Source organism: Bradyrhizobium sp. PUT101, assembly GCF_052043945.1.
Taxonomy (GTDB): Bacteria; Pseudomonadota; Alphaproteobacteria; order Rhizobiales; family Xanthobacteraceae; genus Bradyrhizobium.
The window spans coordinates 5,680,149-5,694,856 of the sequence record NZ_CP197207.1; the positions used below are offsets into that span (position 1 = coordinate 5,680,149).

Annotated in this window: 14 protein-coding genes; 8 read left to right on the forward strand and 6 right to left on the reverse strand. The window is 59.6% G+C overall.

Features of this window, described 5'->3' with window-relative positions:
• The first annotated feature begins 28 nt into the window (after positions 1-28).
• The 4 genes from ACSHT2_RS27275 (at position 29) to ACSHT2_RS27290 (ending at position 3,243) form a co-directional block, all read left to right on the forward strand.
• Complete coding sequence (locus ACSHT2_RS27275) at positions 29-439, forward strand: hypothetical protein (protein WP_440637759.1); 411 nt, start codon at positions 29-31, stop codon at positions 437-439.
• Between the two features lie 371 nt (positions 440-810).
• Entirely contained in the window at positions 811-1,881 is a 1,071-nt protein-coding gene (gene gmd, locus ACSHT2_RS27280) for a GDP-mannose 4,6-dehydratase (RefSeq protein ID WP_440637760.1), read from the forward strand.
• Complete coding sequence (fcl, locus tag ACSHT2_RS27285) at positions 1,862-2,821, forward strand: GDP-L-fucose synthase (RefSeq protein ID WP_440637761.1); 960 nt, start codon at positions 1,862-1,864, stop codon at positions 2,819-2,821. The genes gmd and fcl overlap by 20 nt, the downstream gene beginning before the upstream one ends.
• A gap of 56 nt (positions 2,822-2,877) precedes the next feature.
• Positions 2,878-3,243: a hypothetical protein gene (locus ACSHT2_RS27290; RefSeq protein ID WP_440637762.1), complete on the forward strand. Its 366-nt coding sequence runs from the start codon at positions 2,878-2,880 to the stop codon at positions 3,241-3,243.
• A gap of 612 nt (positions 3,244-3,855) precedes the next feature.
• Here the strand turns inward: ACSHT2_RS27290 and ACSHT2_RS27295 are convergent.
• Positions 3,856-4,248, reverse strand: a complete 393-nt coding sequence (locus ACSHT2_RS27295) for a transglutaminase-like cysteine peptidase (RefSeq protein ID WP_440637763.1) — start codon at positions 4,246-4,248, stop codon at positions 3,856-3,858.
• Between the two features lie 741 nt (positions 4,249-4,989).
• Between ACSHT2_RS27295 and ACSHT2_RS27300 the strand changes: the two genes are divergently transcribed.
• Together ACSHT2_RS27300 and ACSHT2_RS27305 are read left to right on the forward strand one after the other, a co-directional pair.
• Entirely contained in the window at positions 4,990-5,517 is a 528-nt protein-coding gene (locus ACSHT2_RS27300; protein ID WP_440637764.1) for a transglutaminase-like cysteine peptidase, read from the forward strand.
• A 148-nt stretch (positions 5,518-5,665) separates the two neighbouring features.
• A complete protein-coding gene (locus ACSHT2_RS27305; RefSeq protein ID WP_319330284.1) occupies positions 5,666-5,866 on the forward strand; it encodes a hypothetical protein in 201 nt (66 codons plus the stop codon).
• A 591-nt stretch (positions 5,867-6,457) separates the two neighbouring features.
• Here the strand turns inward: ACSHT2_RS27305 and ACSHT2_RS27310 are convergent.
• The gene (locus ACSHT2_RS27310; protein ID WP_440637765.1) at positions 6,458-6,772 is read right to left on the reverse strand and encodes a hypothetical protein; all 315 of its coding nucleotides are present in this window, start codon (positions 6,770-6,772) and stop codon (positions 6,458-6,460) included.
• 678 nt (positions 6,773-7,450) lie between these two features.
• Between ACSHT2_RS27310 and ACSHT2_RS27315 the strand changes: the two genes are divergently transcribed.
• Positions 7,451-7,744, forward strand: coding sequence for a hypothetical protein (locus tag ACSHT2_RS27315; protein WP_440637766.1), 294 nt, complete (start codon positions 7,451-7,453; stop codon positions 7,742-7,744).
• Positions 7,745-7,931: 187 nt separating this feature from the next.
• On the opposite strand, the gene ACSHT2_RS27320 is transcribed toward ACSHT2_RS27315, so the two are convergent.
• A complete protein-coding gene (locus tag ACSHT2_RS27320; protein WP_440642943.1) occupies positions 7,932-8,669 on the reverse strand; it encodes a metallophosphoesterase family protein in 738 nt (245 codons plus the stop codon).
• Positions 8,670-9,283: 614 nt separating this feature from the next.
• On the opposite strand from ACSHT2_RS27320, the gene ACSHT2_RS27325 reads away from it, so the two are divergent.
• The gene (locus tag ACSHT2_RS27325) at positions 9,284-10,714 is read left to right on the forward strand and encodes an undecaprenyl-phosphate glucose phosphotransferase (protein ID WP_440637767.1); all 1,431 of its coding nucleotides are present in this window, start codon (positions 9,284-9,286) and stop codon (positions 10,712-10,714) included.
• A 42-nt stretch (positions 10,715-10,756) separates the two neighbouring features.
• Here ACSHT2_RS27325 and ACSHT2_RS27330 read toward each other — a convergent pair whose 3' ends face one another.
• The 3 genes from ACSHT2_RS27330 to ACSHT2_RS27340 all read right to left on the reverse strand — a co-directional run bounded on the left by ACSHT2_RS27330 (position 10,757) and on the right by ACSHT2_RS27340 (position 14,650).
• Positions 10,757-11,044, reverse strand: a complete 288-nt coding sequence (locus ACSHT2_RS27330) for a hypothetical protein (RefSeq protein WP_440637768.1) — start codon at positions 11,042-11,044, stop codon at positions 10,757-10,759.
• A gap of 572 nt (positions 11,045-11,616) precedes the next feature.
• Positions 11,617-13,818: a GNVR domain-containing protein gene (locus ACSHT2_RS27335; RefSeq protein WP_440637769.1), complete on the reverse strand. Its 2,202-nt coding sequence runs from the start codon at positions 13,816-13,818 to the stop codon at positions 11,617-11,619.
• Positions 13,819-13,849: 31 nt separating this feature from the next.
• On the reverse strand, positions 13,850-14,650 hold the full coding sequence (locus tag ACSHT2_RS27340) for a hypothetical protein (RefSeq protein WP_440637770.1): 801 nt from the start codon (positions 14,648-14,650) through the stop codon (positions 13,850-13,852).
• Between the last annotated feature and the right edge of the window lie 58 nt (positions 14,651-14,708).

Here is a 14,708-nt window from a genome sequence, read left to right on the forward strand (position 1 = left end):
CTGAGGGGGCTCAACATCTGGAGGGGGCATGTCATCATTTTTGGTCCGCGCCGCGACGGCGCTGGGGATGGGCTTGTTTGCGACAGCATCCGCGAACGCCTCTCCAAGCTGTTTGCGGGACCACACGCCCTACAAGCTCGACTTCGACACCATTGAATGGTCGATGACCATTGCTCCGGGAGCCGAGTGCATCCAGGGGCTGCGTTGGTCGACGATGCAGATCTATTGGGTTAACGTCGCCGAGCAGCCCAAGGGGGGCGAGATCGTGATCGTTGGATCCGGTTTTCGCTATATCGCCAAGCCCGATTTCTCGGGTCCCGATAAGTTCACTTTGACCGTCGTCGGCAAGAATCGTCGCACGGAGGGGGCTTCCACGGTCGAAGTCACGGTCTCACGGTCGACAGCGCAGGTCGTTGCGACGGCGACGCGCGCCCGCTGAGATCGCGCGTCTGAAACGTCCTTGAGCTGGCAACGCTTGAGCGCTAAAGCGCGATGCGATTAGGATGAATCGTCATCGCGCTTTAGGTTGTTGTTTAAGCATGATCTTTTCGGAAAACCGCTGCGCACTTTTCCGGATCATGCTTTAGGCGCGGAATGGCGCAAAATTCGCTATGCTCGGTGAGGCGGTCTCGCCAACCCGGATAGATTGACCTTAATACTCAAAAGGTACGCCTCACTTCGAGGAGAGGGTTGACCGAGCGGACGATATGTCCAAGAAGTTGGTTTATTAAGGAATTTTGCGCTCGCAGCTTTCTCGGAAGCAGTCCGGGTCTCCTGGGCGCTGCAGGCCCTGCTAGGAACAATTAGCTCATGAAAGAGCGGGTCGCTCTGATTACCGGCATTACCGGTCAAGACGGTGCTTATCTCGCGGAATACTTGCTGTCGCTTGGTTATGTTGTGCACGGCATCAAGCGGCGCTCGTCTTCCTTCAACACTGCCCGTGTCGATCATCTCTACAAGGATCCGCATCTGGATGATGTGCCGTTCCGGATGCACTACGGGGATATGACCGATTCAAGCAACCTGATCCGCTTGGTGCAGCAGATCCGGCCGACCGAAATCTACAATCTTGCCGCGCAAAGCCACGTCGGCGTCAGTTTCGAGAGCCCCGAATACACGGCCAATGCCGATGCCATCGGCGTGCTGCGGCTGCTCGAAGCGATCCGCATCCTCGGCATGGAGAAAGAGACGCGGTTCTACCAGGCTTCGACTTCCGAACTCTATGGCCTGGTGCAAGAGATCCCGCAGAAGGAAACTACGCCATTCTATCCGCGTTCGCCCTACGGCGTCGCAAAGCTTTACGGCTACTGGATCACGGTGAATTACCGTGAGGCCTACGGCATGTTTGCCTCGAACGGCATCTTGTTCAATCACGAGAGCCCAATCCGAGGCGAGACCTTCGTCACCCGCAAGATCACCCGCGCCGTCTCTCGAATCGAGGTCGGCCTCGAGGACACGCTCTACCTGGGCAATCTCGAAGCCAAACGCGACTGGGGTCATGCCAAGGACTATGTCGAAGGCATGCATATGATCCTGCAGGCCGACAAGCCCGACGACTTCGTGCTTGCAACAGGCGAGACGCACTCGGTGCGCGAAATGGTCGAGCTTTCTTTCGGGCGGGTCGGTCGCCGGATCGAATGGCGCGGCAAGAAGGTCGACGAAGTCGGCATCGATGCAAAGAGCGGCAAGACTGTCGTTCGGATCGATCCGGCCTATTTCCGTCCGACCGAGGTCGATCTCCTCGTCGGCGATGCCAGCAAGGCGCACGAGATACTTGGCTGGAAGCCGAAGCGGACGTTCGCGCAGCTCGTGGAGGAGATGATGGCGAGCGATCTGGTCGAGGCACGACGGGACGCAGCGAATGGCCAGCGCTCCGTTTGAGCTGAAAGGCAAAACCGTCTACGTCGCTGGCCATCGCGGCATGGTCGGCAGCGCGATCGTGCGCCGACTGGCGCGGGAGGACGTCCGCCTTCTCACGGTTGATCGGAGCGCGGTTGATCTTTGCAGCCAGGCGGCCGTGTTCGACTGGTTTGCGAAGGCACGGCCGCAGGTCGTTTTCCTGGCTGCGGCAAAGGTCGGCGGCATCGTCGCCAACAACACGCTTCGGGCCGAATTCATCTACGACAACATCGCGATCGCGTCGAACGTGATCCAAGCTGCTCATTTGAACGGCACCGAGAAACTGATGTTCCTCGGATCCTCCTGCATCTATCCGAAGCTCGCGCCGCAGCCTTTGCGTGAGGATTCCGTACTTACAGGACCGCTGGAGCCGACCAACGAGCCTTATGCCATCGCCAAGATCGCCGGTATCAAGATGGCGGAAGCTTATCGCAGCCAATACGGCAGCGACTTCATCAGCGTGATGCCGACCAATCTCTATGGTCCAGGCGACAATTATCACCCCGAGCTCAGCCATGTTGTCGCAGCCTTAATCCGCCGCTTTCACGAAGCGAAGGTCGCTGGAGCCAAGGAGGTTGTGGTCTGGGGGACCGGCACGCCGCGTCGTGAATTCCTCTATGTCGACGACATGGCTGATGCCTGCGTGCATCTCATGAAGACCTATTCGAGCGCGGAACTGGTCAACATCGGCACCGGGCAGGACATTACCATCGCCGAGTTTGCACGCGTCGTTGCGGAGGTCGTGGGCTATTGTGGGGGAATCACTTTCGACGCGTCGCGCCCCGACGGCACGCCGCGCAAGCTGCTGGATGTCAACCGCCTCGCAAAGCTCGGCTGGCGTGCTAGTACAGTGCTCCGAGACGGAATTCGGCTCGCCTACGCGGCGTACCTGTCGACCGGGGCGAATGAGAAATCGGCCTGAGCGTGCCCGTCGCGGGATGCTGTTCCGCCGCGTCAAGCAGGGAGGAATTTGTTCTGATGCGTCACGGCACGATCTGCGCCCTTGCAGCGCTCGTCCTATGCCAGGCCTCAATACCAGCTTCGGCTGGCAACTGCTTGTCGCGCAACGAAGGCTTCGAGCTCATCTCCGACACGGTCCACTGGGCCTTCTCGATTCGTGGCGGGACTGACTGTTTGCAAGGGCTTCGCGGCAGGGCCATGCTGATCAACGAGATCAAGATCGTCGAGCCACCGGCTGCGGGGACACTGACGATAGCTGGGCCCGCCTTCTTCTATCGCGCCCCGGCGAACGGGTCGAGCGATCGCTTCAAGCTTGAGGTCGCCGGCGAAAACAACCGCATGCGCGGTACGTCCGTGATTGTCGTGGATGTGTCGATCAGGTGACTTCCTGGTACAGGGCGGAGACATATAGCGACACCGGTCAATGGCTGCGCCTGAAGCGCTTTCGGCGTCGATGAGAGATATAGGCTCGAATCGCATAGCCGGACGTGAAGCCTGTAACGTAGATCCCAATGACGAATATCATGATCAAATTGCCGATGGCCCGTTTTGCCTGGGGTGGTGGACAAATATTTGAGTGTGAGTCTGAACTGTTCGACTGACCTTGATTTTGATTGTGTCAACGATCGCTGCAGGGCTCGAGTGTTCCTGACCTAAGCGATCAAGGTTACATCTGTTCCTGACCGTCGGGTTGTGTAGAGGCATTGCCGGCGACGAAGCGATTGGCGCATATTGAGCCTTGAAGGATCGTCCACAGCCATTCCCCTTCCGATCGGTCGAGGTGAGACTCATGTCGACTCGTTCTCCACGTGGATGGATAGCGGCTTCGATCGAGAGCGCCTTCAGATAGTGCGCGTCCGCTTGGTCGGATCCAGAACTCCGGGTCGTCGGACGCCTCGATTCTGATCAGTTGGTCGTTACGAAATATGCTTCTCAAGGGCGATACCTCGCTTCGCAAATTGTCCAAGACAAAGTCTTCATTTTCATTTTTCCCCATCAAGACGAGATGACGCCTGTCCGGCGCCGGACGACCTCGGCCTGCAGCAGATGCGACGACCGCCAGCCTCGCGATAGCAGGACATGTCGTTTCGTTCTCGCGCAGTCGCCCATCCGCGGGACAATAGTCCGGTGCCTGAGAGCCGAGGCTTGCAATTGGACCACGGAAATTGGCTGATTAATGCTGGCGTTGACTTGCTGAAGTTCTCGAATGCGTTGAGCTTTCGGCAGAGGTTGCGCCTTCGCCTTAGTCTGCGATTTGCACTCAAATGGAGACTTCATGCAGAAGAATGTGTGCTGCAACGGCGGGAGCACGTGCTCTGCTTGCGCTGCAAGGTAGTTCATGAAGAGCAATATAACTGCCGTCGCAATCAAACTCACAATAGGGCTCATTCGAGATGAACTTGAAAATCCTGAAAAAGTGTATGCCCTTCGGCACCGTCGGGAAGGCTAAACAAAGTGCTGCTCTGCACTGAAAGTAGGCCAGTGCTGGTTGGCCTCCGCTCAAATTGGGCGGCTCCTGATTTGCTCGTCTAGATCGAGCATCGAGCAGCGCAAATCCGCCCGTGGTTCTTACATGGTGCGCTCCGGCCGGCGCAATTTGGGTCCGATGGTCGAGCACTGCCCTCTCGTCATGGCAATCACGTTACGCACAAGACCCCACTGATCCGGAGATGACTGGCCAAAGGGCCTCGTCGGCACGTGCACCTGATCCCGACCAGTTCGTCATGGCTCAAACCAAGTCGAGTGCTTCTTCGCGCTCCTCCCCGATAAAGAAAGATCAGGCGAGACGTCTATCGCAGCGTAGTCGCCCTCAGAGCAGACGTCGCCTCGTTCATCGAACGACACAATGCAAATCCAAAACCGTTCCGATGAATCGTCAACCAGTCTTACCTGCCCTTGGCGTCCGACCAGTGCCGACAGGTGCACGTGAGCGCAACTCCTGAACTTCATGGCTTCCGAGGGTTCGCGCCAAATATAGCCTGACGCTTCCTTCCTTCTGTCCGCCTTCTGTCCGCAAATTTTTCAATTTCAGGACGAATATCATGCAACTTTCAACCTCCTTGGGGATTTAAGGTAGTGGTGCCGGGTTGTGCCCGGCGTCGGCCTCGCCATTCTTGGGAGACCCGAGCCATGCTGAGGCACTCGTTGCGCTGTGCGCTGATTGCTTGGTGCGTTCCGATCTTGGGAAGTGCGTCGGCGACCCCGACACTCCAGCCGATGCAATTTACGGCCTTCTGTCTCGACTATCCGGCGGATTGCGCGCCGACTTCAGGTAAACCCGTGGAAGAACTGGATTCGCATGAGCTTGAAGTCGTCAATGCGTTGACCAACGCGGCCATCGTCCCTCTGAATGTTCGGACTCGCCGTTGGCAAATCTATCCGAAGGAGGGGGCATGCGGGGACTATGCGGTGTCGAAGCGCCATGCCTTGTTGGAAAGGGGTTGGCCCTCCGGGAGATTGCTGCTGGCTGAAGTAATCTTACAGGAGGACGGACGGCATCATCTGGTTCTCATTGCGCGCGACCGCATTGGCATATGGGTTCTGGACAATTTGCAGAGTCGCCTTGCGACAATGGCGGAGTTTGAACGGCGATACGTCCTCGTCCGGATACAATCGGCGAGCGATCCCAGGATCTGGGATACAGCTTTGAAGTGGTAGGAAAGCCGCTTCTGTCTCCAAGAGACCGGCGCGGCGTGGATATCGGAGCGGGGGTAAGCCTATTCGGTAAAATTCGACGTGTAGCTGGAACGGGTTTCTCAGCAGAGTTTGCTAACTTGGCTGTTAGCAGAGTGAGATAGAGGCAGTCATGAGATACTTAACTGATCATGGCCTACCGCTCGTCCAGCTGAAAGAGCGGCGGCGCGAGCTCGTCGTTGCGCTTCAAAATCGCATCGGCCCGATCGACGATGCTGAGCTCCTGAAGATCGCGGCCATTCAACAGACGATTTCGGCCTTCGAGGACGTCATTGCGGATCTCGACGCGGAGATGTTGGACCGCGCGGCTTGAAGTCCCTTCTTGCCGTCAAGGAACTCTCGCGCACGTGCGCCGTTGTGTCCTCCGTCAAGGGAGGCGCTTCGATGATCCGTAAATTGATCATTCTCAGTTTTGCTTGCCTCGCGTTGACGCCGGCCGCGTTTGCTCAAGGCAGCGGCGGCGGTGCAGCGGCGGGGGGCGGAGCAGCGTCAAGCAGCGCAGCAACCGGTGGAACAGGCCAGGGATCGTCGGCTGCTGGAGCGGGCCCGGGCACAGGCGGCATTGGTCAGGTCACGACTTACGGCGGTATCGATCAGCCGGCGAACAACAGCCTCTTCGGAACGACGACCGGTTCGGCGTCAACTAATTCCCTCGCTCCTGTGGGCTCGCCTTCGGCTGCCCAGGCGCAGCGCAACATGGGCGCCGGGACCGCCCCGAACGGATTGCCTATCGGCTCGTCTGGGTCTGGGATTGGTTCGCCGGAACATCCGGTGAACGGATCGCAGTAGGTCGACGGACTGCATCGCTGGGGAACCCGCGCAGATCTATTGGCTCGACCGCATCAGGAGCCACCTGCGCGTCCCGTGGGACGGGTTCTCCGGAGGACTCAGCGCCCTCTAATGCTCAATTCACGTCGTGACGCACGGGTGAGCGCTTCAGCGGAAGTCGTACTGCCTCGGACCTCTCTTCGGCGTCTTCTTTCTCGCCACCGTGAATGATTGATGCGACAACCAAGGCGGTGAAAGCGTAACCAAGCTGCAGCACGGTGGCAAACACGGCGATGGATTTCGCAGTGTCCCACATGCTGGCGCCGGTGAGTATCGCACCGATGGCCAGAGCTGCCGAACCGGCAACGATGACCGGAAGAAGAATGACGACGCGAAATCTGGTCCCGAGAACCATTCCGATCAGCATCGTCCCTAAAGCCAGCGCGGTCACGCAATTTACTCCGTACACTGCCTGACTATTAACGTCCGCGGCCTAAAAATGGCTTAAGTGAGCCGCTTGATTTGTTGATACCCGCAAGTTCCTTGCTCTCGGCGAGGATTGGGGCGTGCCGGCCGAGCCACTCGGCCGCTCAATCGACGTGCTTCAGGACGATTGCCCGAGCAGTTGGAATTGTTTGGCGACCTGCTGCCGAGCGCATGGCGCGTGCGATTCTTCAGAGCGGCTTTCTGCTCGAATACCTGGACATCTATAGGCTGCATTTCTGATGAAGCGCTACTTGCGCCCGATAACCCGGGGTGGGCAGGCGGGGCTCGGACCCTCTTGCTTGTCGATACATCGGGCGTGAACAATCTTTGAGCGTGCAGCTCTCATTGAGAACCATGATGTCGACACACTGCTTGCTCTTGATGTGCATCGCACCAACCAGGATGTTCCGATGGTTTCTGCAATAGCCTCTGCTTCCGTCTCCGTCTCGATCTTCTGCGCTGGCCTCATCTTGGGATACGTGATCCATGCTTGGCGTATCCAGCGCAAGCTTTCGGATTCATCGCGACAATCGGTTCGCTCGCCGCCGACCTCGACCTTTGGGCATGCCCGACGGGCGTTCTAGTCTGGCCGGGTCCGCGCAGGATCGCGCCGGGACTGGACATCAAGGAGGAGGAGAAGGGCATGGTCGAGGCGAGAAAGGACGCTCCGCGGCGATACATCCTCAACGGAGCCGGACAGCGCGTGCTCATCGGCCTCACGAGCTCGGAGACCATCGAGTTCGAGAGGCTGGACAATCCGCGCGTGTCATCGGAGAGCGCTTCCTCGCTCCAGGAAGAACGTCACGAGGAGCGTCGGCCTGGCCAGAATGAAAGCGACCGGCGCTGGTCGGAGCTTTATATGAAGCATGAGCGCGCCTGGAGCGCCTGGATGGCAGAAAGCCGGGCACGCTTGCAGCCGCTGCACGTCCTCAGCTAAGGCAATGATCCGGAAAAGTGCGTAGCGGTTTTCCGAAAAGATCATGCTCAAACAGCAACCTAAAGCGCGATGACGATTCATCCTAATCGCATCGCGCTTCAGGCGGCGTCCGCAGCGGAGTGGCCAAGGCGACCCGTCTTGCGCTCTCTGCTCACCTGTTCCAGGCAACGGCAGATGGGTCGGGCGCTCACACCGCGAGCATGCGGCTTCCCTGGATGCTCATCAGCGTGAGGTTGCCGGTCGCGTAGGCGCCGGTGTCGATGTTGACGCGGTTGGTCAGGAATTCCGCGCTGCGGACCGGCGTATGACCATGGACAATATACTTGCCGAACTGCTCCTCGCTGCGCAGGAATTCCTCGCGAATCCAGAGCAGATCGCGCTCCGTCTGCTCGGCCAGTGGAACGCCGGGGCGAACGCCGGCGTGGACGAAAAAGAAGTCTCCGCAACTGAAGCTCAACCGCAGATTGTCCAGGAATTCCAGATGCTCGGTCGGCATCGCACGAATCAAGTCGCGCAGGATCGATGCGGGCTCGTCGCGCTTGAGATCCGGCGGGGCAAGCCCGTAGGACATCAATGTCTGGGTCCCGCCGAAGGCAATCCAGTCCTCGAATAGTGAAGGGTCTTCGAACACCCTCACCAGAAAGGCCTCGTGGTTACCTTTGAGGAAAACCGCATTTCCCCTGCGGCTCCGCTCGACCAGGATGTCGAGGGTGGAGCGCGTATCCGGGCCGCGATCGATGTAATCGCCCATGAAGACTTCGACAGCGTAGCGCGGCCGGCTGCGCTCGACGTCGGCGTCGATCACCCGCAGCATGGGCTGGAGCAAATGTGCGCAGCCGTGAATATCGGAGATCGCATAGATGCGCACTCCGTCCGGCAATTGCGGTTTGGGAATGGGCGGGCGTAGTCGCGCGAGAGATTTCATGGCGCTCAATCGGTCGGGTGGTCGAAAAATGTCCCCAAGTCGCCGGCACCGGAGAGCTTCCATCCAACACGAACAACGCGAATTCGGTGGGGCCGCATGGTTGTTCTCCGACCTGATCACGCCAAAAGAAGGGCGCGGCATTTTTTGCCGACCTTGTTTCGAGGCTTCAGGAACAGGAAGCGGTTCGCAGAATTGCATCGCTGCCCCGAAGCGTGCGGCAAGTCTGCATGACGCAGCGAATCCTTGCATGCAGCCACAGATAGAAGCTCGAGAGAGATTCTCGTGTCGACCTCGGTTGTGCTCTCGGCGAGAGCAACGCAGCGCCTCAAAGTTGAGCGAAGAAGCGTTGATGCAACGACCGGCCTCGCATCCGATGCGGAACTTGATTCAAAATAGGGCAGTCCGTCCGCTCATATGTCAGCACTGTGACGGCATTTTCAGCGCACCGAATTTCGCTGCGCATTTCAACACGACGCATCGTCCGTGCGCCGCAAAAGTTTTGCGTGCAGCGCCACAATGTCGCTGCGATCAATCAACACTTTCCATGCGGGGAAGTGACGAGTCTTCAGCATCACGATGAGCGTCAGGCACTCTCTCGATAAGCAGAGGTTCGAATGGCTGTTGCAACTTATGGTTCTGAGAACGCTCATGCGCTGTCATCCGCGCGCGGCAGCGCTCTTCAGAGGCCCTTTCAGATCGTCGTCATCGGTGCTGACTTTCTGTTGATCCTGTTGAGTTATGCGGCGGGTGCTTCGCTGTATGGTATGGCCGTCGCTTCGTCTCCCGACGGGGCATCGGTGGGAGCCGGATTGTTTGTCGGCGTGGTGTTCGTCGGGATTGCCTATTTCCGGGACGTCTATTCCACGCACCGCCTGCTCAATCTCGTGTGGCAGCTTCGAATGGCGGTGTTTATCTGGCTGACGTCGCTCACGATCCTTGCCGTTGCGGCCTTCCTGCTGAAATCGACCGACAATCTATCGCGCGGCACCGTCATCGTGTTCGGCGTGATCGGCGGGCTTGGCTTGATCAGCCTCCGCTTCGGCTGGCAGGCCGTGTTCGGCACCAGCTTTGCGAGAAGCCGGTTGGTCGATCGCAAGGTGATCCTGCTCAGCCTGAAGCCGCTCGACTTCACCTCGAACCGCTTCAAGGATCTGCGGAGGAATGGCTTCGACGTCATGCGCCATTTCGTGCTCGGAGCCGACCGGGATGATGGGCACTGGGAGCGGCAGATTCGCGACGTCATCCGTCAGTCGCGCTCGGCTGATGTCGACGAATATCTGCTTGCGCTCGACTGGAACGAATTGCCAATGCTGCGCAAACTGGGGCCATATTTGCGCGCCGTCCCCCAGCCCATTCGCCTGCTGCCGGACGACTCGGTCGCTGATCTGGTGACCCGTCCCTTTCTGCCTGTCAGCGGAACCGTAGCGGTTGAGATCCAGCGACCGCCGCTCACCATTCTCGAGCGTCTGCAAAAGCGCTGTCTCGACATCGGTGTCGCTCTGTTCGCGCTTGTGATGCTGACGCCGCTGCTGCTGACCGTTGCCGTGCTGATCAAGCTGGATTCCCCGGGAACCGTCATCTTCCGGCAGTCGCGCCGCGGCTTCAACGGCAGGCCGTTCGAGATCTGGAAGTTTAGAACCATGACCGTCTGCGAGAACGGCGAAACGATTGCCCAGGCGACCAAGAGGGATGCTCGGGTCACCAAGATCGGGCGCTTCCTGCGCATGACGAGCATCGACGAGCTGCCGCAGCTCTGGAACGTGCTGCGTGGCGACATGTCACTGGTCGGACCGCGCCCGCACGCGCTCGCCCATGACAATTACTACGACGAGCTCATCAGCAAGTACGTCTACCGCCACCACATGAAGCCGGGTCTGACGGGCTGGGCCCAGGTGAACGGATTCAGGGGAGAAACGCCGACGATCGACCTGATGGAGAAACGTGTCGAGTACGACGTCTGGTACGTCAGCAACTGGAGCATCTGGCTCGACCTGAAGATCATGGCCCGCACTGCGTCCGCAGTGATGTTCCAGGAAGCCTATTAGTCGGTCGATTTCTGAATTGCTGGAACCTCCGGCCCGAGGGCCTCAGGTTCCGCTGCGCGGCGGCCTGCCGAAGAGCCGCATGATTGCATCGCGCAGCGCGAGCAACGGCGGCACGAGCACGAAGAAGGCCCCCATTGCAACGGAGACGATGACGTGGCGGATCGAGAAGGGTTCGTCATGCTCGATCTCACGCCGGCTTGGGTCGATGGGCGCCGGTGAGAGCGTCGTCGTCACAGGTGGCCGAAGCGACTTGCGCGGGGGAACTACGATCAACACGAAGAGAATGTTGAGCAGAACCCAAATCGTCAAAATCGTAAGCGCGATCAGCATCCGAGCCACCGGAAAGGAACTGCCGAGTATGAGGCGAGATTAGCCTCAGGGAACCGAGAATGGAAGATGCCTAAAGTTTCGGCGATTTGAGGCATCAGGGCTAGGATTGTCTCGTTTGTCGACGGATGGTCGCCAATGGCCGCACTGTCCTGGCCACCATCTTTGTCGTCAATCCTTGCTTTTGGCTAGAGCAATAACTGCAAGTTGTGGATTCCGGACGAATACGGAGATCGCGTGCGGGCGCGCGGCGGGATCAAGGTCCGCTTGGCGGCTCCCGATCGAGAGAGGGGGCTCTCCCCCCGCAGCAATTTGGCTCGACCAATGATCCGATGAACAGGCGCGCGGCCCTGTGGCCGCCAGCGTCTGAAGGCCAGTCTGGCCGAAGCACGATCAGTGCTGATCGAACCCCGAGGGTTCTGCTCTCATGGAATGCTGAGCTTGCTCACCCCGATTGCGCCGGGGACGCTCCGCGTCGGCGCAATTCGAGCTCTCCCGGTCGAGGAGGGTGAACCACGGCGCCCGACCGAACTCTTCCATCCGCGCGAGCGGGAGGCGCGGCGCCGCGCCTCCGTTCAGGCATGCTCGACGTAATAGCTGTTGTGGTGCTTGCCCTTGTAGGCCTCGATGCGCTTGAGCATTTTCGGGTTGGCGCGGTTGAGCACGGCGCCGAGCAGCTTCTTCTGGAGGACTTCCGACCCGGAGACCGACTCCTGGAGAGCGCTTCGTGTCGTCTGCCCCCATTCGATGACATAGACCATGGCATCGATCAGGAAGCTGACAGCCTTCGAATCCGCCACCGGCATCACCGGGGCAAGGTCAATCACGATGTACTCATAGTGCTCCCTCAGCACCTTGAGCAACTCGGCCATCGCCTTCGATCCAATGACGTCGGCCGAATTCACCATGCGGGAAGCCACGACGGAGGGAAGGAAATCCAGTCCCGTTTCCTTGCTTCGCTGCACGTGGTAGCCGAGGCTCGCGGGGTCGTTGAGCGCCTCCACCAGTCCGCTCTTGGCGTTGGGCGCGAGCTCTCGCGTCAGCGAGCGCGTGTGCAGGTCGCCGTCGATCAGAACCGTGCGGTGCCCCGTCAGAGCGACCAACTGTGCGAAATTCGCGGCGACAGTCGTTTTTCCTTCCTTGGGAAGGGAAGAGACGATGCCGATCACCTTGATCTCGCGGGTCAGGCGGGCAACGTCGATCGATACCTTGATGTTGCGCAACGTCTCCGCAAACCGCGAGAAGGGATGATCGACGACGTAGCGAGACAGATCGGATGGGCCGGCCTTCGCGGGTGGACGAATATCGGGCAAGACGCCGAGGCACTTCACGCCGAGCTCGTCCTCGACCTCGCCGGGGGTCCGCAACACGTCGCTCAGCAGCTCACGCGCAAATGCGACGCCGAAGCCGAGACAGAGGCCGCCCACCAGGCCGCCCACCAGTGCCAGGACCGTGCGCGGAGAGCTCTTGCGATCCGGCTTGGCGGCGGTGCTGATGAGACGCGCCTCGCTGAGCGGAAAGCTCTGATTCTGCGTCGCGCTTTGCAACTTCTCGAGGAAGTTGTTGTAGAGATTGCGATAGGTGTCGGCGGCGCTTTCGAGATCGCGCAGCTTGACCTCGGCCTGGCCGGTGTGACCGGCCTGGGCAACGAGCTCCTTCACGTTCTTCTCGAGCGAGGCCTCTCGGCTCTTTGCGATCTCGTAGTCGCTGCGATAGGCGTCGCCGATCCGATGTAGCTCATCGGCGATGTTCTTGCGCAGCTCCTCCATCTTGTTGGCCAGATTGACCGCTGCAAGGTGAGTCTTGCCGTAGCGTCTGGACCAGTCGGCATATTGGGCCTGGAGGTCGAGATATTGGGCTCGCAGGCGGGTGATAACCGAGTTGTTGAGCGCGTCGGTCACTGTCGGCTGGGCGAGATCCTGGTCGGAGATCGCGTCGATCCGGTCGAGCCGGGCCTTGGCTTCGGCCGTCGCGGCTCGCGCTTGAACCAGCTGCGTATTCAGGTCCGACAATTGCTGCTCGGACATCAGGCCGCGGCTGGTTCCGACGATGTTGTGCTCGGCCTTGAAGGTCTGCACGGCGCGGTCGCTGGCCGTCGCCTGCTCGCTCAGCTCGAGGCTGCGCTGCTGAAGCCACTCGGTCGCCCGCTTGGTGGATTGATATTTGGCTTCAAGGGCGCCGACGAGGTAGGCATTGGCGACGGCGTTGGCGATCTTGGCGGCCTTGTCGGGGGTTCGTGCGCGATAACTCAGCGACAGGACATATGTCGTCAGGACGCGTTCCGTTCGCAGATTCCTCTGAACCTGCTCGACCACGGCATGCTCGATGTGTTCCTGGGATGCCGGTTCGCCGGAGCGAAACGGCGACATGACCTTACCGATGATGATCGAAAGCAGGCCCGGACTGGAACCGTTGAACTCCGGATCCTCCGTCAGCTTCAGGCGACGGACGACGGACAGGATCAGGTCGTCCGAGTTGATGATTTCGACCTGGCTGTCGACATAGCCGGTGTCGATCAGGGCGCTGCTGGTGTTGCTGTCCTTGTCCAGCACCTGCGCCTGACGCGTATCCATCATGATGCGGGCATTCGCCGTATACATGGGTTGCGCCGAAGCCAGGTACAAAATCACCAGGGCCAGTGAAGCTCCGACGCACGTCGCGATGATCGGCCACTGGCGGCGCAACACATCGGCTACGCGCTCGAAGCTGAGGACTGCCCCGCCGAATTCGATACCGAATCGGTGTCCCGACTGGAAATGTTCTCTAGGCTGATACATCTGCTGATTTGCTGCCTTTGACGATCATGGATCAATTCGGAAGCGGGACGGGCTTGAATGGATTGGCCACCTTGGTCCTCCACTCGCCGTCGAGCAGGGCTCCGCCTCGGGGCGGCTGCGCCGGCCCCTTGACCGTCGATTGTATCTGGACGCCGGAGTTGTCCTCGCCTGCAGCGGAATAGCCGGCCTGCACGTTGAGATCGCCGATCCGCTGCACGAAATCCCTGATCTTACGCGCAGCGTCCGGCTTCGTCGATGTGCAGCGCCCTTCCGCAATGCGCAGCGCGGCGCCGATCGACGAGCGATCGGCTGAAGCCGACGCCGAAATGAGCGTCTGGACGGACGGCAGCACCGACGGATTGGTCGCGACGTAGGTTGAGAGGCGATTTCGCAGCTTCTCCTTGTCGTTGCGCAGTCGCTCCAGGAGCGAGGAGGGCGACTTCACGAAGGTGTCGAGTTCGAGCTGCGAGGCGCGGTCCGAGAATTCAACGCACTGCGCGTGGCAAGCATCGACACTGATTAGAATCAGGGCAGAACCTGCGAAGGCGATCGGGAGCCATCGCGGCTTCATATGACGACGTGTTGCTCCGCAGCCCATCCGTGTCCCTTCCTCCTTGTTGCAGTAGGAGAACACGCGAAACTTGGCAGCCAACTGTGTCAATTTTTGTGCGGCGCAAAAGCTGGATGCATCTGTCGCCGACAACGAATGCGTTAGCTGCCTCCGATCGGTTGCAAACCTGCGAGATGCAATGCCTGCGAGATCGGCATGTTCGCGCCCAGGAATGTTGCAACTTGAAAACAAAAGAGGCGCTCGTCCGTCAAAGCGCCGCAAACGCGCGTCGCAAAACCGACACAAGCACTGCGCGCGGACATTGTTCCCCGCGTGTAGA

What these genes read in the sequence shown, in the direction of transcription:
- ACSHT2_RS27275 (WP_440637759.1), top strand. Translation starts at nt 29, where the DNA reads ATGTCATCATTTTTGGTCCGCGCCGCGACGGCGCTGGGGATGGGCTTG.
- ACSHT2_RS27300 (WP_440637764.1), top strand. Translation starts at nt 4,990, where the DNA reads ATGCTGAGGCACTCGTTGCGCTGTGCGCTGATTGCTTGGTGCGTTCCG.
- ACSHT2_RS27290 (WP_440637762.1), top strand. Translation starts at nt 2,878, where the DNA reads ATGCGTCACGGCACGATCTGCGCCCTTGCAGCGCTCGTCCTATGCCAG.
- gmd (WP_440637760.1), top strand. Translation starts at nt 811, where the DNA reads ATGAAAGAGCGGGTCGCTCTGATTACCGGCATTACCGGTCAAGACGGT.
- ACSHT2_RS27315 (WP_440637766.1), top strand. Translation starts at nt 7,451, where the DNA reads ATGGTCGAGGCGAGAAAGGACGCTCCGCGGCGATACATCCTCAACGGA.
- ACSHT2_RS27335 (WP_440637769.1), bottom strand. Translation starts at nt 13,818, where the DNA reads ATGTATCAGCCTAGAGAACATTTCCAGTCGGGACACCGATTCGGTATC.
- fcl (WP_440637761.1), top strand. Translation starts at nt 1,862, where the DNA reads ATGGCCAGCGCTCCGTTTGAGCTGAAAGGCAAAACCGTCTACGTCGCT.
- ACSHT2_RS27295 (WP_440637763.1), bottom strand. Translation starts at nt 4,248, where the DNA reads ATGAGCCCTATTGTGAGTTTGATTGCGACGGCAGTTATATTGCTCTTC.
- ACSHT2_RS27330 (WP_440637768.1), bottom strand. Translation starts at nt 11,044, where the DNA reads ATGCTGATCGCGCTTACGATTTTGACGATTTGGGTTCTGCTCAACATT.
- ACSHT2_RS27325 (WP_440637767.1), top strand. Translation starts at nt 9,284, where the DNA reads ATGGCTGTTGCAACTTATGGTTCTGAGAACGCTCATGCGCTGTCATCC.
- ACSHT2_RS27320 (WP_440642943.1), bottom strand. Translation starts at nt 8,669, where the DNA reads ATGAAATCTCTCGCGCGACTACGCCCGCCCATTCCCAAACCGCAATTG.
- ACSHT2_RS27305 (WP_319330284.1), top strand. Translation starts at nt 5,666, where the DNA reads ATGAGATACTTAACTGATCATGGCCTACCGCTCGTCCAGCTGAAAGAG.